Source organism: Mesorhizobium oxytropidicola (assembly GCF_056174625.1).
Map to the genome: position 1 here is coordinate 6,396,815 of NZ_CM149692.1, position 23,867 is coordinate 6,420,681.

The following is a 23,867-nucleotide window of genomic DNA, read 5'->3' on the forward strand; positions in this document are numbered from 1 at the left end:
AAGGCTAAAATACATACATGCATATACAAGTTAGAATGACTCAAATCTTCCGTTGATCTGGCGCTTCAGCCTCCCTTCATCGGCGTCGCCGTCAGTTGGTCTTGGAGGGGGAATACCGGCTGCCGAGTGAGTAGCGGCTGCCGACATAGGTCAGCTTGCTGATCGTCGCGACGATCGCGCCCGTCCATGTGCGACGGTGCAGAAACAGGCAGCAGCTGCCGACATCGATGTTCAGATGCCGCGCCGTCTCGGCGTCGGCGGGACCGCGGAGATGATGTGCTCGACCTCGGTCACCGGGGTTTTCTGCATGAGGTAGTCATAGGTCGCCGTCTTCGAAAAATCCTGCTTGTCATAGTCGGGAATCAGGCTCGGATTGACGAAGCGCTCTTCCAGTTGCACCGGCAGGTCGTTCTCGAAATTGACGACGACGGAGTGATAGATCGAAACACGTTTTGGGAACTCGAAGGACAGTGCAAGCTCCTTCGTCGGCGTGATGGTTTCCAGCACGAGGACTTCGGAGCGATGCCTATTGCCGCGCTCGACGATCTCGGCTGCGATGTTGTTGATCTCGATCAGCGTCGATTGCGGGCGGGGCGGCGCGATGAACGTGCCCACACCTTGCAGCCGGATCAGGAAGCCCGCCGCGGTCAGTTCCCGCAAGGCGCGGTGGACCGTCATCCGCGAGACGCCCAACGAAACCACCAACTCGTTCTCGGACGGCAGCTTGCGATCCTTGCCCCATCGGCCCGTTCCGATGTTGGTCAGGATGTAGTCCTTCACCTTCTCGTAAAGGGGGCTCGCCGTATCGGGCAACTCGATCATTTCAAAATCCTTTCCGGCAATTTATCGGAAATCACGCCGGCTCAACAGGTTGCCGCATGCGGATGATTGTTTTCAAGCCATCGCTCTGCCCCGCCAACAGCCGCTCGTAGGTGGCCGGAATGTCGTCGAGACCGATCTCTTGATCGATCAGGGCGAGCAGCGGGTCGCTCAATTCACCCAGCATCCGCACGGCGTCGGGCAGTTCGTCGGCGAAGGCGTGGCATCCCAGCAGCGCGATCTCGCGTTCGACCAGGAGGTTGGGATCGATGTCGAGACGACCGTGAAAGATGCCGACCATCGCCACCGCGCTGCCGGAATCGAGCACGCCGAGCAATTGAGTGAATGCGGCGATGCTGCCGGTCGCCTCGACCGCCGCCAGCAGTGGGGCATTGCCGGTTGCGGCGACAATGGCATCGCGGTTGAGGTCGACGATCGTTGCGCCGGTGACCCGTTCCACGCGGGCAGAGCGCGCCTGGTTGCGGTCGGCGACGAGCACCGTGCCAGGGAAAGTTCGGGAGAGCAGCAGCGCGGCGAGACCGCCGATCGGCCCGCAGCCGACGACCAGCACAGAGCCTGCCGTCTTCGGCAGCCGCCGCACCGCGTGCAGCGCGACCGCGAGTGGCTCGGCCATGGCAGCGACCCGCTCATCCAGCGCCGGATCGACGACATGCAGCAGACGCGCGGGCAACACCGCCTGTTCGGCAAAGCCGCCGTCGCAGACTTCACCGACGAAGCCCAGCGAAGCGCAGAGATGGCGCCTGCCGGCACGGCATTGCGGGCAGTCCCCGCACCAGAAACGGGAATCGGCGACCACCCTGTCGCCGACGGCGACGGTGTCGACGCCTTGGCCGAGCGCGGTCACCGTGCCGGTCAACTCATGGCCGGCCGTCGAGGGCGACCGGCTTATCCATTGGCCGGTGCGGAAATTGTGCAGGTCCGAACCGCAAATGCCGGCGGCATCGACCCTGAGCTTCACCCAGCCGGCATCAGGTACGCCTGGTGTGGCGATGTCCTCGACGCGCAGATCGCCAGGTCCATAAAGCCGTGCCGCCTTCATCGCCATCGCCTCCGTTCAACCGGCGAGGTAGCGGTCGCGGATCTCCGAGACAGCATTCTCGTGCGAACTGAAGCCCTCGTAGCGGGCGAGCCTGCGGGCATGCTTCGCCAGTTCCGGATAGGCGGCCGAGGTGACATAGCCGACCGACGAGCGCTTGACGAAATCCGTCACCGAAAGCGGCCCATAGGTCCGTGCCCAGCGGCTGGTCGGCAACACCGCATTCGGCCCGAGGACGAAGTTGGCAAGGGTCACAGGCGTATGCGGCCCCATCAGGATTTCGGCCGCCTCGGTGATGTGCCCGAGATGCGCGAACGGTTCCTTCGAGAGGATTTCGAGATGTTCGGGCGCATAGTCGTTGATGAAACGGTAGCTGTCTTCCAGCGACGCGGTCAGCACGATGCCGCCGCGCTTGCCGGTCAGCACCGCGCGCGAAAACTCCACGCGCTGTTCAGTCATCCGCGACCAGTGTTGCGGGAGTGCGGCAAGTGCAGCCTCGGCGACCTTGCGGCTGTGCGTCACCAGATAGGCCGAGGAATCCGGCCCGTGCTCGGCCTCGATCAAAAGGTCAAGCGCGGCAAGGCCGCCGTCGACGCTGTCATCGGCGAAGATGATGGCTTCCGACGGACCGGCAGGCAGGCCGGTGTTGATGACCGAAGACAACACACTTTTGGCCGCCACCACCCACGGGCTGCCGGGGCCGACGATCTTGAGCGCGGGCTTCACCGTCTCGGTGCCGTAGGCGACGGCGGCGACGGCCTGGGCGCCACCGCATTTGTAGACGGTTTGCACGCCGGCAAGGCGAGCCGCGACCAGGGTCGCCGCATCCACCGAACCGTCGGCTGTCGGCGGCGTCACAATGGCGATCTGCGGCACGCCGGCGATGACAGCCGGAACCGAGGTCATCATCGTCACCGACGGAAAGGCGCCCTTGCCGCGCGGCACGTAAAGCGCCACGGAGGCGATCGGCGTGTATCGGTCGCCGGCATAGGCGCCCGGCCGGACTTCCTTGAGCCACATCGTTTCCGGCTTCTGCTCCTCATGGAAACGCCTGATATTGTCGATGCCGAAGCCGATGCTTTCCACGACATCCTTCTCGACCTTGTCGAAGGCCGCATCGAACTCGGCTTCCGAGACCTTCAGTCCGCCCTCAGTCACATCAGCCTTGTCGAGTTCCCTGGCGAAGCGGATCAGCGCGGCGTCGCCCTCGTCCTTGACGGCCTGGATGATCGGGCGGACCTTTCGACGAAGACCGACAGATCGGCCTCGGCGCGTTTCAGCAGGCTGGCCCGCTGGGTGGCGTCGAGCGATGACAGATCGTGGAAGCTGATGTCGGACATGGGTATTCCTCTTTGTTAGAACGCAACGGGCCGGCCGGTCACAGTGCGGAAGACCTTTGATTTCGAACCTGTGGCGAGCTGCCTCAGATCGATGCGAGAAACCCGCCATCCACCGGAATGGACTGGCCGGTTATGTAAGCGGCAGCATCCGAGGCAAGGAACACGGCGACGCCGTGCAGGTCGCCGAGATCGCCGAAACGATGCTGCGGGATCTTGGCGAGCATTGACTGCTGCCATGCCTCGTTGCTGTAGAACACATCGGTCATCGCTGTCCTGAAATAACCCGGGGCGATGGCGTTGACCCTGATGCCGAGATCCGCCCACTCCGCCGCCAGCGCGCGCGTCATGCCGAGCAGGCCCGATTTGGACGAGCCATACGGGACCGCCGTGGGAATGCCGACTTCCGAAGTCAGCGAGCAGAGATTGATGATGGCGCCGCCACGCCCGGCGTCGCGCATCTGTCGCGCAGCCGCCTGGGCGCAGAAGAACGCCCCCTTGAGATTGGTGTCGACGATCCGGTCCCAGAGCGCCTCGTCGACGTCGAGCGAGGGCCGGACCTCTTCCATCCCGGCATTGTTGACGAGGATGTCGAGACCGCCAAGCAGGCCGGCGGCCTCGGCAGTGGCCGTCCGGCAGCGGCCGACATCGGTGACGTCGAGGGCGACGGCATGCGCGACACCGCCGGCCGCGCGGATCGCCGCTGTCGTCTCCCCGAGGGAGGCCAGGCTGCGCGCGGTGACCGCGACGTCGGCGCCGGCAGCACTCAGCGCCTCGGCGATGCTGCGGCCGATGCCACGGCTGGCGCCGGTGACTAGCGCTTTCCTGCCGGCAAGATCGAACAGAGAAGCATTGCGCATGTGATCCTCCGTGCCGGTGACGGCCTCCGCTTCCATAGCGAGACTATCAGATCAAGTTACATATACAAGCATATACAAACCATTTCGGCCACGCTACTCCTGACAAAATTCGCCGCACCAGCGCGCCCGTCGGTGACCTGGCTTGCCCCGGTGACGATGCAGCGAAACCCGGCGTTTGAGAACCCGGCCGAAGACGGAAGTCGCTTGGCCAACAGCAAAGGAGCCCGCTCGTGTCGAAAGCTTCAAATATGGTCCGAACCGAGGTCACGCGCCTGTCGCCTTACAATTCCGGACTCACCATCGCCGAGGTCATGCAGCGATACGCTCCAGCCAGGATCGCCAAGCTGGGCTCGAATGAAAACCCGCTTGGCCCGAGCCCGACGCTCGCCACGATGATGCAGGCCGGCGCCGAGATGTTCCGGCTCTATCCGGATCCGGCCGGGCGCGAGCTGCGCCAGGCCATCGCCGCCAGATATGAATTCGGCGAGGATCAGGTCATCCTCGGCAATGGCTCGGAGGATCTTCTTTCCGTCATCAGCCGTGCCGTCTTGCGGCCCGGCGATACCGTCGTCACGCTCTATCCGTCATTCCCGTTGCACGAGGACTATGCGACGCTGATGGGCGCGAGTGTCAACCGTGTGGCCGTCAACGACGATCTCACCATCAATGTCGATGCCCTGATCGAAGCGGTGAGCGAACGGCCCCGCATGCTGCTGTTCTCCAACCCGATGAACCCGGTCGGCAGTTGGCTCTGCGGCAGCGATCTGTCGCGGGTTCTCGATGCCGCCTACGACGAGACGCTGATCGTCGTCGACGAAGCCTATGCCGAATATGCCGAGGGTGAGGACTACGCGTCGTCCCTGCCCTATCTCAGCAAACGCGACCGGCCGTGGATCGTGCTGCGGACATTTTCGAAGGCGTTCGGGCTTGCCGGATTGCGGATCGGCTTCGGCATCGTCGGCGACCCGGAATTGCGAGGGCTGCTCGACAGGGTCCGCACGCCGTTCAACGCCAATGGCGTTGCGCAGGCGGCAGCCTTGGCGGCGCTCGCTGATGAGGAACATCTTGCCAGGATCGTCGCGCTGGCCAAGGCGGAAAGAACGCGTGTCGAGAGCTTTCTCAGGAGCAAGGGCCTCGAAGTCGCCGCTTCTCGAGGCAATTTTCTGTTCTTCAACTGCCGGCAAAACGCCAGCGCATTCGCCGAGCGCCTGCTGCGCGAAGGCGTCATTGTCAAACCCTGGAAGCAGGAAGGTTTCGACATCTATGCGCGCGTCAGCATCGGCTCGCCATCGGAGAACGACCACTTCATGGCCGCGCTGTCGCAACTGTTGTGATTTCCCGAAAGCCATGCTGAATTGCGTGGCGCGCCCGGCACGATATTCGAGAGTCTGCCGTTATGGAGTTTCTCGCAGGTAGCGCGTCCCCTTACGCCCGACGGCTTCCGCCCAGCCTCTCTGACCTGCGTTTCTTCCGGTTCCCTTGACAATGCCCAATTTGCTTGAAAGCAGCCCGCCCCGGAGTCTCTACCGCGAAACGGCCGGCGGCACCGGCAACTACCCGACCCTTGCCGGCGCGCAGCGGGCAAGGGTCGCCATTGTCGGCGGCGGCTTCACCGGTCTTTCGACAGCCTTGCATCTGGCGGAAGCCGGCGACGACGTTGTCGTGCTCGAGGCACAACAGCCGGGCTGGGGCGCGTCGGGCAGGAATGGCGGCCAGGTCAATCCCGGCCTCAAATACGATCCCGACACGATCGAGGCGATGTTCGGCCCCGAACTTGGGCCGCGGATGATAGATTTCTCCTATGGCGCGCCGGATTTCACCTTCGGCCTCATCAAGCGCATGGCGATCGCCTGCGATGCCCGGCAGAACGGCACCATACGCGCGGCCATCCGGCTGAAACCGGAAGCCACTGTGCGGACCACGGCCGCACAATGCGAGCGGCGTGGCATGCCGGTCAGCCTGCTGGACGCCCAGGCGATGGCGGCGCGAACCGGAACCGACAGATACATAGCCGGCATGTTCGACGCCCGCGGCGGCGACCTCCACCCCTTGAAATACACAATCGGCCTGGCAGCCGCCGCGCAGAGTGCCGGCGCGCGGATTTTCGGCGGCAGCGAGGTGCTTTCGCTAAAGAGGGAGGCCGGACGATGGCTCCTAAAGACCGCGAACGGCTCGGTCAGCGCCGAGAAGGTTCTTATCGCGACCAATGGCTATACCGGAGCCCTGTGGCCGGGCCTGGAGCAGTCTCTCGTCCCGGTGTTCAGCGCGATTGCGGCGACCGAGCCGCTTTCGCCGGCGGTCGCAGCCGCAATTCTCCCCGAAAGGCCAGTCCTCTACGAGGCCGGGAACATCACCGTGTACTACCGCATCGACGCCCAGAACCGTCTTCTCATGGGCGGCCGGGGGCCGATGAAACCCATCGGAGATGCTTCCGCCATCCGCTACCTCACCGACTATGCGCTGCGGCTCTGGCCGGCGCTTGCGGGAACACGCTGGACACACGCCTGGAACGGCCGGGTTGCGATCACCAAGGATCACCTTCTGCATGTTCACGAGCCGGAAGACGGCGTGCTGATCTGCCTTGGCTACAACGGCCGTGGCGTCGCCATGGCCTCGGCCATGGGCGCTGCTCTGGCGCAGCGGCTGCAAGGCCGTGAGACGTCGCCGTTTCCCATGCCGATATCGCCGCTCAAGCCCATCCGGTTTCACCGCTTCTGGCCGCTCGGGGTGAAGGCCGCGATCCTTTTGGGGCGGCTGAAGGACCGGTTCGGCCTCTGAGGCGAAGAGCCGCCCGGCCTGACAGCCCGTGAGATGGCACCAGCTTCTTATCGAAATTTCGGAAACGCGTCGCCGGCCGGCGCGTTGGCCCAGCTCTGCAAAGTCTGGCCGCCGTCGATCAGCCAGTCGACGCCGGTGACATGCCTTGCCTCGTCCGAGGCGAGGAAGGCCACGGCGGCCGCGACATCGTCAGGCTGGCCGATGCGGCGCAACGGAATGCGGTCGGCGAAATGCTGGACGCTGCTCTTGAAATCACCGTCGCCGGAAGCCGGCACGCCGAGCGTCGTCTCGATCACACCGGGGCAGATGGCATTGATGCGGATGCCATAGGGCGCCGCATCGAGCGCCGCGACCCGCGTCAACCCGACTACGCCATGCTTCGAGGCGACATAGCCGGCGCCGCCCGCAAGCACGTCCCAGCCGGCCATGGACGAACCCATATTGACGATCGAGCCACTGGTTCCGGCCTCGATCATCGCATGGAGCGATGCCTGCAGGACGAGGAAGATGCCGCGCAGATTGATGCGGATGATGGTGTCCCAGTCCTCGACCGGCAAATCATGCACGGGAGCGACGACCCCCGAAATGCCGGCATTGTTGAACACCACATCCAGCCCGCCGAACGTCTCGACGGTGGTTGCGACGGCGCCGCGCACATTCTTCTCGTCGGTGACGTCGGCTTCGATAGCGATGGTGTTGTCGCCGAGAGAGCGAGCGAGTTCCCGGGCCGCCGCGCCGTTGCGGTCGACAATGGCAACCCGCGCGCCTTCGTCGAGGAAACGCCGGACCGCGGCGCTGCCGATGGCGCCGGCGCCGCCGGTGACAAGGACCGTCTTCTGGTCGAACCTTTTCATCCCTGGGTCTCCGGCTTTGGATAGGAACGCCATGAATGCTGTGGCTCGAAGCCGATCGTTTCGCGCGCATGGACGGTATCGAGCACGGAACCGAAACCGGCGATCGGCCGCGACAGGGCGACGCCTGGATATACGCGGCGTACCAGCGCTTCGGTCTCTTCCTCCATGAAGGTGTCGGCAGCGCTGAGCAGGACGCGCAGATGGCCGTCGCCTTGCCATTCGAGCGCCCGCAGAAAACCCTGCCCGGCATCGCGCGCGTCGAGATAGGCCCACAGGTCGCGGGCGCTGTCGGCGGTGGCGCGGCGTGGACCGACGCCGGCGAAGAAGGATTGCGGGGTCTGGATCCATGGCATGCGGATGCTGACCGCCGAGAAGGCGCCGCGGCGCACCGCCGCGTCGACGATTTCCTCGCCCAGCCATTTCGACAGGCCGTACGGATCCTGCGCGGCGACAGGGTGGTTCATGTCGACCGGCAGATAGGGCGGAATGACCATCTTCTCGAAGAAGGGGTAGCCGAAGACGCTGAAGGACGAGGCATAGACGAAGCGCCTGATACCAGCCATGGCGGCGGCCTCGACGACATTGTAGGCGGTCGCGACATTGGTCTTGAACACCTCGCCGCCGGCGCGCCCGGTCGGGCGCGGAATGGCCGCGACATGGACGACGGCATCGCAATCGCGCACCAACTGCAGGCTCGATCCCAGATCCGTCAGGTCGGCGGTGATGTGGCGCCATGCGCCCCCGACCGGCGCCACGGTATCGATGCCCAGCACGTCATGGCCGGCGGCAAGCAGGGCCTCGGCCACGTGGCGGCCAAGCAAGCCACTGGCACCGGTGACGATCGTCCTCATATCACGGCCCTCGGCGCGGCAAACTCGGCGGCATGAATATCGTTGATGGTCATACAAATTGAGGCCATGATTGCCACCCCTTGTCAAGGCCATATCCGGCTGGACAAATAGCGCATACGCTTGTCAGAGCAGCGTGCGCAAGGCCGGTGACTACTGCTTTGCGTCGAACGGGATTGACTTGGCACCCGCCAGGGTTTTTTGTATGAGTATCAACGATCGACCAAAGGAGTCCGCCATGGCCGTGGACGTTTTTTCCTCACATCGGCACGACGACGCGATGCGCCTTGATCCGAAGCGTGCAGCCATTATCGTCATCGACATGGTCAACGAGTTCTGCAAACCGGGCGGGGCCATGGTCCTGCCTGGATATGAGACGCTGGTCGGCCCGCAGTTGGCCGTCATCGAGGCGCTGGGCGTGCCGGTGATCTGGGTTCACGACGCGCACCGGCCGAGCATGCGCCGCGAGCGCGAATGGGTCAAGCGCACGCCGCATTGCGTGGAAGGCAGCTGGGGACCGGAGATCATCGAGGATCTCGGCGCCCGCGATGACGAGATCCATGTCATCAAGCGGCGCTACTCGGCCTTCTTTCAGACCGACCTCGATCTGACTCTCAAGGATATGCAGGTCGACCAGTTGGTCATCTTCGGCGTGGTCACCAACATCTGCGTGCGATCGACCGTCCACGACGCCTTTTTCCAGGGCTATGAAGTGGTGGTGCCGAGCGATTGCTGCGCGGCGACCGGACCGCGCGAGCAGGAAAGCTCGCTCTACGACATAGCGACGCATTTCGGCGTGGTCAGCGATTCGGCTGATGTCGTCGCGGCGCTTCGCGATGGGACGTCGCTGCAACCGACCGAAGTCGCGGCTTGACCTAGAGCCAGCGGCATCCGAGACAGGCAACAGGAGTGCGGTTTGACGACCGACAAGAAAACCGAGAAAAGCGCGGCACTGAAGCAGCAACGTGGCAATGCGGAACCACTGAGCCGCGAGCAGGTGCTGGAGCGATACGCCGAGACCGGCTACGCGTTGGACCAGCACCCGGCGCACGTCATCCGCAAGGCGCATCAGCGCGCGACGCTGCGTTTCCAGCAGGTCATGGCCGGTGAAGACCTGTCGCCGACCCAGTTCGCGGCCCTAGCCACCATCCTCAAACATGGCGAAGTCTCGCAGAACCATCTCGGCCGGCTGACGGCGATGGACCCGTCGACCATCAGCATCGTCATGCGCAAGCTGCTCAAGCACGGGCTGATCACGCGCAGCGCTTCCGACACCGACCAGCGCCTGTCGATGATCGCGCTGACCGAAAAAGGCACTGAATACACGCTCGAGCGGCTCGCACGCAGCGTCGAGGTCGGACGGCGCTTCCTGTCACCGCTGTCACCTGCCGAGCAGGCGACGCTGCTTCGCCTGCTCAAGCGCATCAATGACGACGATCCATCGAATGGCGACGGCGGCAAATAGGCCGCGCCCAGACCTTTCCATACCAGCAGAAATGAGAACCAATGCCGTCCGACCCCAAGTCGTCTGCCACGCTTGTCATCCGCAATATCGGCCTTCTGCTGAGCGGTGACCTCGGCCAGCCGATCCTCGACGCCGATACCATCGTCGTGACCGACGGGCGCATTACAGGTATTGGCAAGGCTGATGACGTCGACAGCGGCAACGCGGCGACGATCATTGATGCGATGGGCTGCGCGGTGGCGCCGGGGCTCATCGACAACCATGCTCATCCGGTGGCCGGCGACTGGACGCCGCGGCAGAACCAGATCGGCTGGATGGATTCCACCGTGCATGGCGGCGTCACCACCATCATCTCGGCGGGCGAGGTCCACACGCCCGGCCGCCCGCGCGACCTGGTCGGGTTGAAGGCACTGGCGATCGCGGCGCAGCGGACCTTCTCCAACTTCCGCCCCAACGGCATGAAGATCCTGGCCGGCGCGCCCATTCTGGAACACGGCCTGGTCGAGGATGACTTCCGCTACCTCGCCGAAGCCGGTGTCACACTCATCGGCGAGGTCGGACTTGGCAGCGTCAAGGATGGGCCAACCGGCCGGCAGATGATCGCCTGGGCACGCAAATACGGCATGACCTCGATGACCCACACGGGCGGTCCGTCCCTGCCCGGCTCCGGCCGCATCGGTGCCGATGTGGTGCTGGAAGTCGACGCCGACATCGTTGCCCACGTCAATGGCGGACCGACGGCGCTTCCCGAAGCCGAAATCCGGCAGATCTGCGAAAACGGCGCGCGCGCGCTGGAAATCGTCCATAACGGCAATCTGCGCACCGGCCTGTTCGTGCTCGACCTGGCCAGGCAGCGCGGCGAGCTTTCGCGCGTCGTCCTCGGCACCGACAGCCCGGCCGGATCCGGCGTGCAGCCGCTAGGCATTTTGAGGACGCTGACCATGCTGGCCTCGCTGGGCGGCATCGCGCCGGAAGTGGCGTTCTGCCTTGCCAGCGGCAACACGGCGCGCGTGCGCGGACTGGCAGACCGCGGCATCATCGAAATCGGCCGCGCCGCCGACCTGATCTTCATCGATCAGGCGATGGGCGGCGCCGGTGACGGGCTGCTCGACAGCGTGGCGCTCGGCAATCTGCCGGGCATCGGCATGGTCGTGGTCGACGGCGAGGTGCGCACCGGCCGGAGCCGCAACACCCCGCCGGCGATGCGGGTGCCGGAAGTCAGGACTGCGCAGTGACGATGGTCTTCTGGCTCATCAGCTAACTCCATCCTTGCCGACAATCTTGTCCTTGGTCAGCCCGCCAACGCGCGGGTGCGGCCGGCCGGAATCGGTGACGGCGATGGCGACGACGATCTCGTCGGCGCGCGGCGCATCGGGGACGCGGACCTCCATGCCGTCGAAATGGCTGCGCACCTTCGCCGCGTCCTTGTGGCCGAGCGGAATGTCGAGCGGCACGCCAAGACCGCCGCGCTTCTTCGACGAGGGAATGAGCGCAGCACCCTTGCCCAGCACGTCGCGGAACGGGGCGCCGAGCGTTGGGTGAAGGATGGCGGCGGCATGTTCAAGCTCGCCGTCGGCGCCGACGGCGGCCGCCTTGCCGAAGCTCTCGACCTCACCGCCGGCAATGCCAAGCGCAGCCACCGCCCGCCTGGGCAAGATGTCGCCCAAGGCTTCGCCAATCGCGCTCAACGCCGACAGATCCTCGACAAACGTGCCGGCATAGGGGTTGCGGATCACCGCGATCGCGGCGGCACGCCGGGTCGGCGGGTCGACGGGGCGGCCGCCTTCGATCCGGGTTTCCTCGACGATGGTGATGATGCGGCGGATTTCCAGGCTCATCGCAATCCGTCCTCGCCCTTGATGTCGGCCGCCGCCAGGCCGCCAACCCGCGCATGAACGCGTGCGCCGGTCGTCATCGCCAGGATGACCGCCATCTCGTCGCTGCGCGGCGCATCGCCAACGCCGATCTCGATCGCGTCGAAATGGCTGCGCACATAGGAGGCGTTGATGTGGGTGATCGGAATGTCGATGCGCGTTCCGGGGCCGCCGACCTTCTTGGTCGAGGGCACGATCGCCTTGGCGTTGCCGAGAAGTTCGCGCATCGCGTAGCCGCCCCGGATTGTGCCACAGCGCGCCATGTTCAAGCTCGCCGGCGGCACCAACGATAGCGCCCTTGCCGTAGCCTTCGACAGCGGCGGCACCGTCGCCCATCGCATCGATCAGGCGCCGCGCCATTTCGAGGCCGAGTGGCTTCAGATCCTCCATGAAGCCGGTGATCTCTTCGACGTAACGTCCGGCAAAAGGGTTGGCGATGACGGCGACGATCGCGCCGCGCTTGGGCGGACGTGCCGCGGGCGGCCCGCCCTCATGGAAGATCTCTTCGACCTGGACCAGAAATTTCCTGACCACCACAGCTGGCATTGCGCGTATCCTTCGACCGTCACTCACGAAAATTCGTTAGAGTATCAACAATTATGCATAGCGATATTTGTCAAGCACGGAGGTGGAGGACGCCAGCGACGAGCCCGAGAAAACTGCATCGGATGACGATTGACAGCCTGTTTAGCCGCTCCTAAACTCATATGACCATCAACGAACTCGCCGCCGTCTCGGCGACACGTGGGGATGGTCAAGGCGTGGCTTCAAAAGCTGAAAAAAGCTGAAGGGGAATACCATGAAAAGGGCGCTCAAGAGCTTATTTCTGGCTGGCACGATGCTGGCCGTTTCGTTGGGATCGGCCGCCGCACAGACCAAGGTTTCGGTCGCCGCCATCTCGGGATATTTCGCACAGGGCTTTGGCGTTTCGATCGTCAACGGCCTCAACAAGGCCAAGGCCGATTTCGGCATCGACCTCAAGCTGGTCGACACCGGCAATCGCGCATTGGACTATGAGGAGCAGTTCGAGAACCTGGCCAAGGGCAAGCAGTACGACCTCATCTTCGTCATGGGCTGGGAACTGGTGGATTCGCTGCAGAAGGTCAGCAAGGAATATCCCGACCAGCGCTTCGTCTTCATCGATGGCGTGCTCGACAATCCGAAGATGATCTATGCCAACTTCGCCGAGGAACAGGGCTCCTTCGTCGCCGGCGCTCTGGCCAGCATGATCGAGGCCAAGGGCAGCGAATTTCCCAAGATCGGCGACGGCAAGGCAATCGGCTTCGTCGGCGGCCGCGACATTCCGGTGATCCGCAACTTCCTTGGCGGCTACGAGCAAGGCGCCAAATACGCCGCGCCCGACGTGAAGGTGAACTCCGTCTTCGCCGGCACCTTCGATGATCCGGCCAAGGGCAGCGAGCTTGCCCAGGCGCTGTACGGCCAGGGCTCCGACATCGTTTACAACGTCGCCGGCCCGACCGGCGAAGGCGTGATGCAGGCAAGCGCCGCCGCCGACAAATATTCGATCGGCGTCGATATCGACATGTGCGGCACGGCTCCCGGAAATGTGCTGGGCAGCATGCTGAAGCGCGGCGACATCGCCGTCTACACGCTGATCAAGGACGAGGTCGGCGGCAACAAGGTCACCGCCGGCACCCGGACCTTCGACCTGGCGTCAGGCGGCGTCGAGTTCAAGGTCTGCGACGACATCGCGCCGAAGATCCCGGCCGACGTCACGACCAAGCTGGACGAGATCAAGAAGGGCATTCTCGACGGCAAGATCGTGATCGCCAAGGCGAAATAAGCCAGCAACAGCGCATCCCTCCCAAGAAAGCGCTACACTGATCCGCCGCGGCACGCCGCGGCGGATCAGTGTCCAATCTTCGAGAGCTCGCAATCTGCGAGAGCCCAATCTGCGAGAGCAATGGTGTCGAACGCGCCGGGGTCACCGACCCTCCACAACACTGCCGCGATGGCCGTCGAGCTGACGGCTATCACCAAGCGTTTTGGCGCCTTCATTGCCAATGACGGCATCGACCTTGCCGTGCGCCGGGGCGAAATCCACGCCATCATCGGCGAAAACGGCGCCGGCAAGACGACGCTGATGAACATCCTGTTCGGCCTGCTGCAGCCCGACGAAGGCGCGATCCGGCTGAATGGCGAGGCGACGGTGGTCGCCGACCCTGCCGCCGCCATCAAGGCGGGGCTCGGCATGGTACACCAGCATTTCAAGCTGGTGCCTTCGCTCTCGGTCGCCGACAATGTCTTTCTCGGCATGGAAATCCGTCGTCATGGGCTGATCGACCATGCCGCGCAGATCGCACGCACGCAGGAATTGTCGAAGCGTTTCGGACTGCATGTCGATGCGACCGAGCGCGTCGGGCTGCTCTCGGTCGGCATCGAGCAGCGCATCGAAATCCTGAAAGTGCTGGTGCGTGGCGCCCGCACCATCATCCTCGACGAGCCGACTGCGGTGCTGACGCCGCAGGAAAGCCGCGAACTGTTCCAGACGCTGCGCAGCTTCGTGGCCGAGGGCATGACGGTGATCTTCATCTCGCACCATCTGGAAGAGGTGATGGAGGTGTCCGACACGGTGACGGTGCTGCGTAATGGCCGCAAGGTTGCGACCCGCCCGACATCGGAACTCGACAAGGACGAGCTGGTGCGCATGATGGTCGGCCGCGAGGTCAGTTTCGACCGGCGGCCGCGCGCGGCGCTGCAGGGCGATGTGATCCTTGAGGTCAAGGATTTGTGGGCGCGTGATGATCGCCGCTTGCCAGCCCTTCGCAACGCCAGCTTCACTGTCCGCTCCGGCGAGGTGGTGGGGATTGCGGGCGTCGCCGGCAATGGGCAAACGGAGTTGGCGGGAAGTGCTTTCGGGCCTGCGGCCGGCAAGCCATGGCGAGGCCCGGCTGAAGGGCCAGGATCTCACCACGCTCTCCACCGCCGCGATCCGCGAGGCGGGCCTTGCCCATGTTCCGGGCGACCGCATGGTGCGCGGGGTCGATCGCAATGCGTCGATCGCGGCAAACACGCTGATGGGCCGCCAGCACCGCGCGCCGTGGAGCCGCAACGGCATGCTCGACTGGAAGGCGATTGCCGGAAATGCCGGTGCGCTGATCAAGAGCTTCGATATCCGGGCGCAAGGAGCGGGCGATGCCGTCAAGCGGCTTTCGGGCGGCAACATCCAGAAGGTCGTGCTGGCGCGCGAGTTCACCAATGGCGCCGACTTCCTGCTGATCGATCAGCCGACGCGCGGCGTCGACATCGGCGCCCAGGAGGCCATTCATGACGAGATCATGCGCCAGCGCGCGGCCGGCCGTGCCATCCTCTTGATTTCCGTGCAGCTTGACGAATTGGCGGCGCTCGCCGACCGCATCCTGGTGATGTTCAACGGGCGGATCATGGGCGAAGTCGCCGGCGACGATGCCGACGAAGACAGGATCGGCATGATGATGGCGGGTGTTACGCCGCAGCTGGAGCCCGCATGATGAGCGACCGTTTGCGCGCCTTTTCCGGCCAGATCATTGCCGTGGGCGTAGCCTTGCTGTTGGGGGCGATCATCATCCTTCTGGTCGGCGAAAGCCCGGTGCGTGTCTTGATGACGCTGCTGCGCGGCGCCTTTGGCGACCAGGAGAAGATTGCCGGCACCCTGCTGCAGACGACGCCGATCCTGATCTGCGGTGTCGCGGCCTGCATCGGCCTGCGCGGCGGCATGTTCAATGTCGGCATCGAAGGGCAGCTCTTCCTCGGCGGTTTCGCCGCCGCCTGGGTCGGCTTCAGCTTTTCCCTGCCCGCGGGCATCCATATGCTGGCGGCGCTGGCGCTCGCGGTCGTCGCGGGTGCGGCCTGGGTCGCCATTCCCGCTTTTTTCCGCGCCCGCTACAACACCAACGAAGTCGTCTCGACCATCCTGTCGAACTACATCGCCGTGCTGCTGACCTCCTATTTCACCATCTTCCTGTTCAAGCGGCCCGGCGGCTGGTCGGAGACGCCGCCGATCCTGGCGACAGCCTATCTGCCGGAGATCTTTTCCTTCTCGCGGCTGAACTGGGGGCTGGTGATTGGCCTGCTGCTGGCGGTCGGTGTCGCGCTGGTCTTCCGCTACACCAGTTGGGGCTATGGCGTGACCATGGTCGGCTCGGCGCCGAAATTCGCCGAATATGGCGGCGTCAACGTCAAGCGGCAGGGCTTTGTCGTGCTGCTGCTTTCAGGCGCCGTCGGCGGGCTGGCCGGCGGCGTCGAGACGCTCGGCGTGCATCACCGGTTCATGGAGGGCTTTGCGCCGGGTTTCGGCTTCGACGGGCTGATCGCCGCCCTGCTCGCCAACGGCTCACCGGTCGCCACCATCGTCACGGCGCTGTTCTTCGGCGCGTTGCGCAGCGGGTCGCTGCTGCTCGAGGTCGACACCAGCGCCTCACGCGAAATCATCACCGTCATCCAGGCGCTGATCATCCTGAGCGTCTCGGCGCAGGTTCTGATCAAACGTCGCGGCGACAGCCAGGCGGGGGAGCGGCGATGGAAATTCTAGACAAGCTTGTCAACGTTGCGCTGATCGCGGCGACGCTGCGCACCACCGCGCCGATCCTGCTGGTCGCGCTCGGCGGCTCGTTCACCACCAAGGCCGGCATCTTCAACATCGGCCTCGAGGGACAGATGCTGGCCGGCGCCTTCTTCGCCGTCATCGGCTCGATCTGGACAGGTTCGGCATTCGCGGGCGTCGCCTGCGGCGTCGCCGCGGCCCTTGCCTTCGCGCTCGCCTTTGCCGTTCTTGTGGTTACGTTCCGGGCCAATGAGGTGGTCGTCGGCCTGGCGCTCAACATCCTCGCCGGCGGCATGACGATCTCGCTGATGAAAGCGATTTTCGGCACGCGCGGATCGATCGTCGGTCACGGCATTGTCGGCCTGCCCAAGGTGCAGATACCAGGCGCCCAGGCGCTGCTCGGCTCGTGGGCGCCGCTGATCTCGGGCTTCACGCCGATCGTCTATGTCGCCTTCATCGCGGTGCCGTTGCTGGTGCTGTTCTACAACCGCACCCGGCTCGGCCTCTACATCCGCGTCGTCGGCGAAAAGCCCGAAGCCGCCGAAGCGCTCGGCATCTCGATCACCCGCGTCCGCTACACCGCCTCGCTGCTGTGCGGATTGCTGGCGGGGCTGGCCGGCGCGCATCTGTCGCTCGGCTACATCACCATGTTCACCGAGAACATGTCGTCGGGCCGCGGCTTCATGGCGGTGGCCATCCTGATCTTCTCCAATGGCGATCCGCTGAAAGTGCTGGCCGGCTGCCTGCTGTTCGGTTTCGCCGATGCCTTCTCGCTGCGCCTGCAGACCTTCGGCTTCCCCTCCTATCTGGTGCTGACCGTGCCCTATGTCGTCGCGCTGACGGCGCTGTTCGCGCTGTCCTACCGGGCACGGCCGAAAATCATCAAGGAGACGCTGGCATCGATGCAGAAACTGCTGTCGGTGGACAGGAACAGCAGCGCCCCGGTCGACAAAAATCCTCAGTGAAGGAACTCTCATGGAACGCATAATCCTCGACGTGGATTCTGCCGGCGACGATATTCTCGCCGTGCTGTTTGCCGCGGCGAACCCGAATGTCCGGCTCGAAGGCGTGACCACCGTAACCGGTGCGGCAGGCCCGATCGAACAGGTCACCAATGTCGTGCTCAACACGCTGACGCTGGCCGGGCGCGACGACATACCGGTCCATGCCGGGGCGTGGCGGCCGATCGTCGGCAACGCCAAGGCCGACATGGAGGCGCCTGTCCATTTCGAAAAGCGGCTGGTTGCCCGCTTCGGCGACCGGCTGAAGAAATTCAACCCGCCGGCACCGACTCCCGTCCGCCTGGCAAAGTCGGGACATGCGGTCGACTTCATCATCGAGACGGTGATGGCCAATCCGGGTGAGATCACGCTGGTGACGACGGGGCCGCTGACCAATGCGGCGATGGCGCTGCTGCAGGAGCCGCGCCTGACCGGCGCGCTCAAACGGATGCTGGTCTTGGGCGGCAATTTCCAGACGCCCGGCAACATGACGCCGCTGTCGGAATACAACATCTGGGCCGATCCGGAGGCGTCGCGCATCGTGCTCAACGCCGACGTCGACAAGATCCTGGTGCCGCTCGACATCTGCGAGGACAACCGCGTCGCCGCCTCGATGCTGACGCGCGACGACATTGCCGACATGCAGGCCGTTGCCCGGAAGAACGCCGTCTTCGACATGATCGCCGACAGCTTTCCGATCTATATCGACATCTGGCGCGAGTTCTTCGACCTGGTCGGCTTCCCGATGGATGACGTCATCACCGTGGCGCTGGCCTTCGATCCGGCCCTTGCCACCATGACCGAACCGCTCTTCGTCGATGTCGTGCTGGATGGCCGCCTCGCACGTGGACAGACGGTTGCCCATCGCGGCCGGCAGTTGCTACCCGGCGGCGGGCCGAAGACCACGCGCATCTGCACCGATCTCGACGGCCGCCGCTTCCTGAACATCTTCAAGCAAACCGTCGCGCGCTACGAGCAAGCGGCGTGAGGACCGACAAAATGACCATTGCAACTCCCATCCTGTTCGACTGCGACCCAGGCCACGACGACGCCATCGCGCTGGTCATGGCGCATCGCTCGCCTGATATCGAACTCATCGGCGTCACCACCACCTGTGGCAATGCCGAGGTCGAGAAGACGACCGCCAACGCGCTGCGCATCCTTGAATATATCGGCGCCGGCGACGTGCCCGTCGCGCAAGGCTGCCACCGCCCGCTGGCGCGGCCGCTGGTGCTCGGCACCGCCGATGGTCCGAGCGGCCTCGAAGGTTCGCCCTATCTGCCGCAGGCGACGATCAAGCCGGTCGACCAGCACGCCGTCGATTTCCTGGCCGACAAGCTGCGCGCCGCGCCCGAACCGATCCTGGTTGTCGCCACCGGCCCATTGTCCAATATCGGCCTGATGATCCTCAAGCATCGCGATGTGCTGCCCAAGATCAAGGAATTGATCTGGATGGGCGGCGTCTTCTACCGCAAGAGCGAGATCATCACGCCGACCGAGTTCAATGCATTCTGCGATCCTGAGGCGCTGAAGATCGTGCTGGACAGCGGTGTGCCGATCCTGATGGTCGGGCTCGACGTCACCATGCAGGTGCTGATCGAGGCGCCGCAATACGCCGAACTGGCGACCATCGACACGCCGCTCGGCAAGCTCGTCAATGACTGGCTGCTGTTCTACGAGAAGCTGCACCGCAACTCGATGGGCGTCGGCGGCGCAATGCACGATCCGCTGGCCTTGGCGCTCGCCATCGACCCGACGCTGGTGCGCACGCGTCCCGCCCATATCGATGTCGATCTGTCCGGCACCTATGCGTTCGGCGCGACGGTTGCCGATTTCTGGGGCGAGCGCGGCGAGGAGGACAATGCGCGTATCGCCCACGAGGTCGACGCGGACCGTTTCTTCAAGCTGATGTTCGACCTGCTGCGGGATTAGAGCCGCTCGGGGATATTCCCTTGGTTCAGCGTGGCCCGGTGTCAGCGACCGGGCCAGACAATCTTTGGGCGTGCCATCGCAGATGGTCGTCCATGAATGTCGAAATGAAGAAATACGAGTGGTCGTAGCCGTCCTGCATGCGCAGGGTCAGCGCGATGCCGGCGTCGGCGCACGCCGCTTCCAGAAGCCAGGGCCTCAGCCCGTCCTTGAGAAAGCCGTCCGACGTTCCCTGATCGACGAAAAGCTCGGGGAAACGGTGGCCATCCTCGATGAGCAAGGTGGCATCGTAGCGCCGCCATGATGTCTCGTCCGCGCCGAGATATTTTTCAAAGGCCGGCTTCGACCAGCCGGCGGTGCTCGGCTGCACGATCGGCGCGAAGGCCGAGCAGCTTTTGAAGCGCTCGGGATTTTTCAGCGCGATCGTCAGCGCGCCATGCCCGCCCATCGAGTGGCCGAAGATCGCCTGGCGCGTCATGTCAGCCGGAAACTCCCTCGCGATCAACGCCGGCAATTCCTCGGTGACGTAGGAGTACATGCGATAGTTCGTGGCGTAGGGCGCTTGCGTCGCATCGACATAGAAGCCGGCGCCGCTGCCGAACTGCCAATTGTCCTTCTCGTCGGGAATGTCGGCGCCGCGCGGGCTGGTGTCGGGACAGACGATGATCAGCCCGAGCTCGGCGGCCATCCGCCGGTACTCACCCTTGTCCATGACATTCGCATGGGTGCAGGTGAGGCCGGAGAGATACCATACGACCGGGCAAGGTTTTTCACGGGCCTGCGGCGGCACGAAGACGGCAAAAATCATGTCGCAGGCGCAGGCATCCGAAGCATGCGAATAGACCCCCTGCATGCCGCCATGCGATTTGGCAGCTGAGATGGTCTTCATCCGGTCCGACATGTTCTTCTCCGCCTTCGGCAAACGTCCTTAACGGCCGCCTGTCTAAGGACCATGGTTGCCAGGCGCAAGCCCCGGCTATTCCGCCGCCAGGGCCGTCACTTCCCGCCGGAACGGCAGCGCATCACCGATATCGTGTTCGTCCAGCTCGCGTGCGAAGCGGTGGCCGGCATAGGTCGCCCAGGCGATCGGCCCCGGCGCCTCGGCATCGCCTATGACCTTGATCGAACGGATACCATTGTCGGCCCATTCGTCGCGCCGCGCTTTCAGCGCGCGCCAGACCTCGTCGTCCTGCTGGCGCGACGTCACTAGCACCACGGCGTCGGCGGCGATGTCGCGTTCGGCACCGGTGTAGGCGCAGGCGGTGGCAACGCCTCCCGGCACGACGCGCGTCACGGTCCGGTTGAGCACGATCTCGACACCGAGTCCGGCCAGGCGGCGGTGGATAGCGCCCTGCTCCAGCGTGTTGCGGGTCCAGTCCGAGACATAGGCGGACGGCGTGACCAGCGTCACCTTGGCGCCCCGGCGCGCCATCAGCTCGGCCAGAACGCCACCCATATAGTAGTGGTCGTCGTCGAACAGTACGACAGCGCCGGTCGGCACATTGCCGCCCATCAAATCGTCCGGCGTGTAGACCGGCGTGGCCTGGTCGATTGGCATCGGCACGACATGGGCGCGCGCCACGCCATCGCGGCGCCATGTCGAGCCGGTGGCAAGGGCGATGTGCTGAAAGCCGAAGGCCAGGATATCCTGCTCCGACAAACGGCTTTCGAAATAGACGTCGACATTGGACATCTGGCTGAGCTGGTACTGGCGATAGTCGCGCACGCGGCCCCAGGCCGACAGCCCAGGCAGGCGGCACTCGCGCGCGACGCGGCCGCCGAGCTCGGTGCCGGCCTCGGCGATGGCCACCTGGTAGCCGCGCAGGCCGAGCGCCCGGGCGGCCTCCAGCCCGGCGGGACCGGCGCCGACGATCAGCACGCTGTCGCTGTCGCCCTTGGCCTGCATGCGCTCGGGATGCCAGCCCTTGCGCCACTCCTCCATGAAGGTTGGGTTCTGCGTGCAGCGCGAGATCGACATGGTCATGTCGCCGGTGATGCAGATGTTGCAGCCGATGCATTCGCGGATGTCCTCGATGCGCCCCTCCTCCACCTTCTTCGGCAGGAAGGGGTCGGCGATCGATGGACGGGCGCAGCCGATGAAATCGAGCGTGCCGGACTTGATCATCCTGACCATCACATCCGGCGAGGTGAAACGGCCGACGCCGACGACCGGCTTCGAGGTCAGCGTCTTGATGCCGGATACCAGGCTTTCCTGCGCGGCCTCTTCCTTGAAGCGCGACGGCCCCGAACAATCCTCCCAGGCGCCATGCGCCAAATCCCAGAGGTCGGGCAGGTCGGCGTGCATCTCGATCATGTCGCGCACTTCGGAATTGGCGAAGCCGAGCTCGCCGATCATCTCGTCGAGCGATAGCCGCAACGTCAGGCCACAGGTGTCACCGATGGCATCCCTGCCCTCCTCGATCAGCTCGCGCATCAGCCGCGAGCGGTTTTCCAGCGAGCCGCCATACTCGTCGCTGCGCTGGTTGGTGGCGGTGGACAGGAAGTGCTGGATGATGCCGAAACCATGCGCGCCGTAGAGACACACCAGATCGAAGCCAGCCATCTTGGCGCGTTTGAAGGCGTTGCGGTGCCAGCGCCTGAGGTCGCGTATATCCTCTCTGTCCATGGCGCGCGCCTGCACCGGATCGTTGGTGAAGGTGCGGATCGGCAGAGCCGACGGCCCGCGCGGCACTTCCTTGGTGTAGAGGTTGGGGCCGTTGATGCCGGAATAGGCGAGCTGGATGCCAGCCAGCGCGCCATGCTGATGCATGGCCTTGGCCATTTTGGCCAGCGCCGGGATGTCGGCGTCGTCCCACAGCCTGAGCTCGATGAAGGGCGTGATCTCCGAAGTGTGGTGCATCTCGGTCTGCTCGGTGAAGATGACACCCCAGCCGCCTTCCGACTTGATCCTCCGCATCTCGGCCGCGGCGGACGGATCGCGATAGCCGCCGCCATTGCAGTGCGGCACCTGGTAGAAGCGGTTCTTGGCGGTCACCGGACCGATCTTCACAGGCTCGAACAGAATGTCGTAGCGTGGATCACGCATGGTGGTTCCTTCCTGCCAGCGTCGCATCGCGGCATGCGCGGAGATGGTTTTTCAGCCTTGGCGCAAGCCGGTCCGCCCGGTGGGTAGATGCGGTGACCCTACTCATAAGTTGCGGCGCGTGCCGGAAAACTACAGATTTCTTCTGTGCCGATTAGGACGCGCCTAATCCGCCCCTCGCCGCCTGGATTAGCATCCGGCAAATCCCGGCTGAGCCAAATGCGACTTCAAGGCGGTGGCCACGCGATGCTAGATAGCGCGCACGGCCAACAAGACGTGAGACGCATGGACAGCATCCAGATCCTTGAAAAGCTGATCGCCTTTCCGACGGTCAGCCGCGACTCGAACCTCGACCTCATCGGCTATGTGACGGAGTTGCTGGGGACGCAGGGCATTGCCTGCCAGATCATCCGCAGCGCGGATGGCCACAAGGCGAACCTGTTCGCCACCATCGGGCCGGCCGACGCGCCCGGCGTCATGCTGTCCGGCCACACTGACGTCGTCCCCATCGACGGACAGGACTGGACGCTGCCGCCTTTCGAGATGACCGCGCGCGCCGGCAAGCTTTACGGCCGTGGTGCTGCCGACATGAAGGGTTTTGTCGCCTGCGCGCTTGCAGCCTGCCTCAAGGCCGCGAAGATGAGCCTGCAAACGCCCTTGCATCTGGCGCTTTCCTACGACGAAGAGATCGGCTGCATCGGCGTACACAGCCTTATCGACATGCTGCGATCCGCGCCGCACCGGCCTCTGCTGTGCATCGTCGGCGAGCCGACCAACATGCAGGTGGCGACCGGACACAAGGGCAAGCTTGCGGCGCGCGCCCTCTGCAGGGGACGCGAAGGCCATTCGGCGCTCGCTCCGCTGGCGCTCAACGCCATTCATCTGGGCTGCGACTTCGTCTCCGCACTGCGCCGGGAACAGGACCGGCTGGCGCGCGATGGCGCGCGCGACGGCGACTACGACATTCCCTACACCACCGTCCACGTCGGCAAGATCAATGCCGGTGTGGCGCTCAACATCGTGCCGAACCTCTGCCAGCTCGACTTCGAGATCCGCAACGTCGCGGCCGACAATCCGGACGAAATCCTCGATGGCCTGCGCGCGGAGGCGCAGCGTATTGCCGTTGCCGCTTCAACGATCGCGCCGGAAGCGGCCATCGACATCGAGATCACCAACACCTATCCGGGACTGGACACACCGGCGAATTCGCAGGCCGTGGCCTTCGTGAAGTCGTTGACCGGCGCCAACGACACCATCAAGGTTGCCTTCGGCACCGAAGGCGGATTGTTCAGCCGCGACCTCGGCACGCCGACCATCGTGTGCGGGCCGGGCTCGATGGCGCAAGGGCACCGGCCGGACGAATTCGTCAGCGTCGAACAGCTACGCCGCTGCGACGACATGCTGGACAATCTGCTGCAACGGCTTGCCGATCACCGGCTTCAGCTTGCGTGACGGAACG

General features: G+C 64.5%; 18 protein-coding genes and 4 pseudogenes. 12 read left to right on the forward strand and 10 right to left on the reverse strand.

Translation table 11 applies throughout. The features are described 5' to 3' along the window. Positions 1 to 91 precede the first annotated feature (91 nt). The 4 genes and pseudogenes from hutC to AC0V8S_RS32060 form a co-directional block, all read right to left on the reverse strand. Positions 92 to 822 (reverse strand): annotated as a pseudogene (gene hutC, locus AC0V8S_RS32045) (histidine utilization repressor). Positions 823 to 853: 31 nt separating this feature from the next. Continuing rightward, complete coding sequence (locus tag AC0V8S_RS32050) at positions 854 to 1,879, reverse strand: zinc-dependent alcohol dehydrogenase (protein WP_475438734.1); 1,026 nt, start codon at positions 1,877 to 1,879, stop codon at positions 854 to 856. Between the two features lie 15 nt (positions 1,880 to 1,894). Continuing rightward, positions 1,895 to 3,216, reverse strand: a pseudogene (hisD, locus tag AC0V8S_RS32055) (histidinol dehydrogenase). Between the two features lie 83 nt (positions 3,217 to 3,299). Next, positions 3,300 to 4,073 carry an SDR family NAD(P)-dependent oxidoreductase gene (locus AC0V8S_RS32060; protein ID WP_095199174.1) on the reverse strand — a complete coding sequence of 258 codons (774 nt, stop codon included), beginning with the start codon at positions 4,071 to 4,073 and terminating at the stop codon, positions 3,300 to 3,302. A gap of 230 nt (positions 4,074 to 4,303) precedes the next feature. On the opposite strand from AC0V8S_RS32060, the gene AC0V8S_RS32065 reads away from it, so the two are divergent. Next, positions 4,304 to 5,407 (forward strand): histidinol-phosphate transaminase, encoded by a 1,104-nt coding sequence (locus AC0V8S_RS32065; protein WP_475435532.1) that lies wholly within the window; start codon positions 4,304 to 4,306, stop codon positions 5,405 to 5,407. A 160-nt stretch (positions 5,408 to 5,567) separates the two neighbouring features. Further along, a complete protein-coding gene (locus AC0V8S_RS32070; RefSeq protein WP_475438735.1) occupies positions 5,568 to 6,851 on the forward strand; it encodes an NAD(P)/FAD-dependent oxidoreductase in 1,284 nt (427 codons plus the stop codon). Between the two features lie 47 nt (positions 6,852 to 6,898). Here the strand turns inward: AC0V8S_RS32070 and AC0V8S_RS32075 are convergent, their stop codons facing one another. Further along, entirely contained in the window at positions 6,899 to 7,705 is an 807-nt protein-coding gene (locus tag AC0V8S_RS32075; RefSeq protein WP_475435534.1) for an SDR family NAD(P)-dependent oxidoreductase, read from the reverse strand. Continuing rightward, entirely contained in the window at positions 7,702 to 8,556 is an 855-nt protein-coding gene (locus AC0V8S_RS32080; RefSeq protein ID WP_475435536.1) for an NAD-dependent epimerase/dehydratase family protein, read from the reverse strand. Before AC0V8S_RS32080 ends, AC0V8S_RS32075 begins: the two co-directional genes overlap by 4 nt. A 235-nt stretch (positions 8,557 to 8,791) precedes the next feature. Between AC0V8S_RS32080 and AC0V8S_RS32085 the strand changes: the two genes are divergently transcribed. From AC0V8S_RS32085 to AC0V8S_RS32095, 3 genes are read left to right on the forward strand one after another with little or no spacing between them, the layout of a single operon-like run. Continuing rightward, a complete protein-coding gene (locus AC0V8S_RS32085; protein WP_475438736.1) occupies positions 8,792 to 9,427 on the forward strand; it encodes a cysteine hydrolase family protein in 636 nt (211 codons plus the stop codon). 42 nt (positions 9,428 to 9,469) lie between these two features. Next, complete coding sequence (locus tag AC0V8S_RS32090; protein WP_475435537.1) at positions 9,470 to 10,018, forward strand: MarR family winged helix-turn-helix transcriptional regulator; 549 nt, start codon at positions 9,470 to 9,472, stop codon at positions 10,016 to 10,018. A gap of 41 nt (positions 10,019 to 10,059) precedes the next feature. Next, complete coding sequence (locus AC0V8S_RS32095) at positions 10,060 to 11,253, forward strand: amidohydrolase family protein (RefSeq protein WP_475435539.1); 1,194 nt, start codon at positions 10,060 to 10,062, stop codon at positions 11,251 to 11,253. An 18-nt stretch (positions 11,254 to 11,271) separates the two neighbouring features. On the opposite strand, the gene AC0V8S_RS32100 is transcribed toward AC0V8S_RS32095, so the two are convergent. Beyond that, positions 11,272 to 11,856, reverse strand: coding sequence for an amino acid synthesis family protein (locus AC0V8S_RS32100; RefSeq protein ID WP_475435541.1), 585 nt, complete (start codon positions 11,854 to 11,856; stop codon positions 11,272 to 11,274). Continuing rightward, positions 11,853 to 12,438, reverse strand: a pseudogene (locus AC0V8S_RS32105) (amino acid synthesis family protein). Before AC0V8S_RS32105 ends, AC0V8S_RS32100 begins: the two are co-directional and overlap by 4 nt. A gap of 253 nt (positions 12,439 to 12,691) precedes the next feature. Here AC0V8S_RS32105 and AC0V8S_RS32110 point away from each other — a divergent pair. The 6 genes and pseudogenes from AC0V8S_RS32110 (at position 12,692) to AC0V8S_RS32135 (ending at position 19,368) form a co-directional block, all read left to right on the forward strand. After that, positions 12,692 to 13,696 carry a BMP family lipoprotein gene (locus AC0V8S_RS32110; RefSeq protein WP_183456884.1) on the forward strand — a complete coding sequence of 335 codons (1,005 nt, stop codon included), beginning with the start codon at positions 12,692 to 12,694 and terminating at the stop codon, positions 13,694 to 13,696. A 120-nt stretch (positions 13,697 to 13,816) separates the two neighbouring features. After that, positions 13,817 to 15,383 (forward strand): annotated as a pseudogene (locus AC0V8S_RS32115) (ABC transporter ATP-binding protein). Continuing rightward, a complete protein-coding gene (locus AC0V8S_RS32120; RefSeq protein WP_183456882.1) occupies positions 15,383 to 16,423 on the forward strand; it encodes an ABC transporter permease in 1,041 nt (346 codons plus the stop codon). Before AC0V8S_RS32115 ends, AC0V8S_RS32120 begins: the two are co-directional and overlap by 1 nt. Beyond that, positions 16,411 to 17,400 carry an ABC transporter permease gene (locus AC0V8S_RS32125; protein ID WP_475435543.1) on the forward strand — a complete coding sequence of 330 codons (990 nt, stop codon included), beginning with the start codon at positions 16,411 to 16,413 and terminating at the stop codon, positions 17,398 to 17,400. Before AC0V8S_RS32120 ends, AC0V8S_RS32125 begins: the two co-directional genes overlap by 13 nt. A gap of 10 nt (positions 17,401 to 17,410) precedes the next feature. Beyond that, on the forward strand, positions 17,411 to 18,424 hold the full coding sequence (locus AC0V8S_RS32130) for a nucleoside hydrolase (protein ID WP_475435545.1): 1,014 nt from the start codon (positions 17,411 to 17,413) through the stop codon (positions 18,422 to 18,424). A gap of 11 nt (positions 18,425 to 18,435) precedes the next feature. Next, positions 18,436 to 19,368 (forward strand): nucleoside hydrolase, encoded by a 933-nt coding sequence (locus tag AC0V8S_RS32135; protein ID WP_475435547.1) that lies wholly within the window; start codon positions 18,436 to 18,438, stop codon positions 19,366 to 19,368. A 25-nt stretch (positions 19,369 to 19,393) separates the two neighbouring features. On the opposite strand, the gene fghA is transcribed toward AC0V8S_RS32135, so the two are convergent. Continuing rightward, on the reverse strand, positions 19,394 to 20,266 hold the full coding sequence (gene fghA, locus AC0V8S_RS32140) for an S-formylglutathione hydrolase (RefSeq protein WP_183456879.1): 873 nt from the start codon (positions 20,264 to 20,266) through the stop codon (positions 19,394 to 19,396). A gap of 75 nt (positions 20,267 to 20,341) precedes the next feature. Beyond that, the gene (locus AC0V8S_RS32145) at positions 20,342 to 22,411 is read right to left on the reverse strand and encodes an oxidoreductase (RefSeq protein WP_475435549.1); all 2,070 of its coding nucleotides are present in this window, start codon (positions 22,409 to 22,411) and stop codon (positions 20,342 to 20,344) included. Between the two features lie 282 nt (positions 22,412 to 22,693). On the opposite strand from AC0V8S_RS32145, the gene argE reads away from it, so the two are divergent. Continuing rightward, positions 22,694 to 23,860 carry an acetylornithine deacetylase gene (argE, locus tag AC0V8S_RS32150; protein WP_475435551.1) on the forward strand — a complete coding sequence of 389 codons (1,167 nt, stop codon included), beginning with the start codon at positions 22,694 to 22,696 and terminating at the stop codon, positions 23,858 to 23,860. Positions 23,861 to 23,867: the final 7 nt, after the last annotated feature.

Coding starts and splice junctions, on each gene's coding strand:
- fghA (WP_183456879.1), bottom strand. CDS start 20,266: ATGTCGGACCGGATGAAGACCATCTCAGCTGCCAAATCGCATGGCGGC.
- AC0V8S_RS32075 (WP_475435534.1), bottom strand. CDS start 7,705: ATGAAAAGGTTCGACCAGAAGACGGTCCTTGTCACCGGCGGCGCCGGC.
- AC0V8S_RS32080 (WP_475435536.1), bottom strand. CDS start 8,556: ATGAGGACGATCGTCACCGGTGCCAGTGGCTTGCTTGGCCGCCACGTG.
- AC0V8S_RS32130 (WP_475435545.1), top strand. CDS start 17,411: ATGGAACGCATAATCCTCGACGTGGATTCTGCCGGCGACGATATTCTC.
- AC0V8S_RS32135 (WP_475435547.1), top strand. CDS start 18,436: ATGACCATTGCAACTCCCATCCTGTTCGACTGCGACCCAGGCCACGAC.
- AC0V8S_RS32120 (WP_183456882.1), top strand. CDS start 15,383: ATGAGCGACCGTTTGCGCGCCTTTTCCGGCCAGATCATTGCCGTGGGC.
- AC0V8S_RS32050 (WP_475438734.1), bottom strand. CDS start 1,879: ATGAAGGCGGCACGGCTTTATGGACCTGGCGATCTGCGCGTCGAGGAC.
- argE (WP_475435551.1), top strand. CDS start 22,694: ATGGACAGCATCCAGATCCTTGAAAAGCTGATCGCCTTTCCGACGGTC.
- AC0V8S_RS32100 (WP_475435541.1), bottom strand. CDS start 11,856: ATGAGCCTGGAAATCCGCCGCATCATCACCATCGTCGAGGAAACCCGG.
- AC0V8S_RS32125 (WP_475435543.1), top strand. CDS start 16,411: ATGGAAATTCTAGACAAGCTTGTCAACGTTGCGCTGATCGCGGCGACG.
- AC0V8S_RS32085 (WP_475438736.1), top strand. CDS start 8,792: ATGGCCGTGGACGTTTTTTCCTCACATCGGCACGACGACGCGATGCGC.
- AC0V8S_RS32145 (WP_475435549.1), bottom strand. CDS start 22,411: ATGCGTGATCCACGCTACGACATTCTGTTCGAGCCTGTGAAGATCGGT.
- AC0V8S_RS32110 (WP_183456884.1), top strand. CDS start 12,692: ATGAAAAGGGCGCTCAAGAGCTTATTTCTGGCTGGCACGATGCTGGCC.
- AC0V8S_RS32095 (WP_475435539.1), top strand. CDS start 10,060: ATGCCGTCCGACCCCAAGTCGTCTGCCACGCTTGTCATCCGCAATATC.
- AC0V8S_RS32060 (WP_095199174.1), bottom strand. CDS start 4,073: ATGCGCAATGCTTCTCTGTTCGATCTTGCCGGCAGGAAAGCGCTAGTC.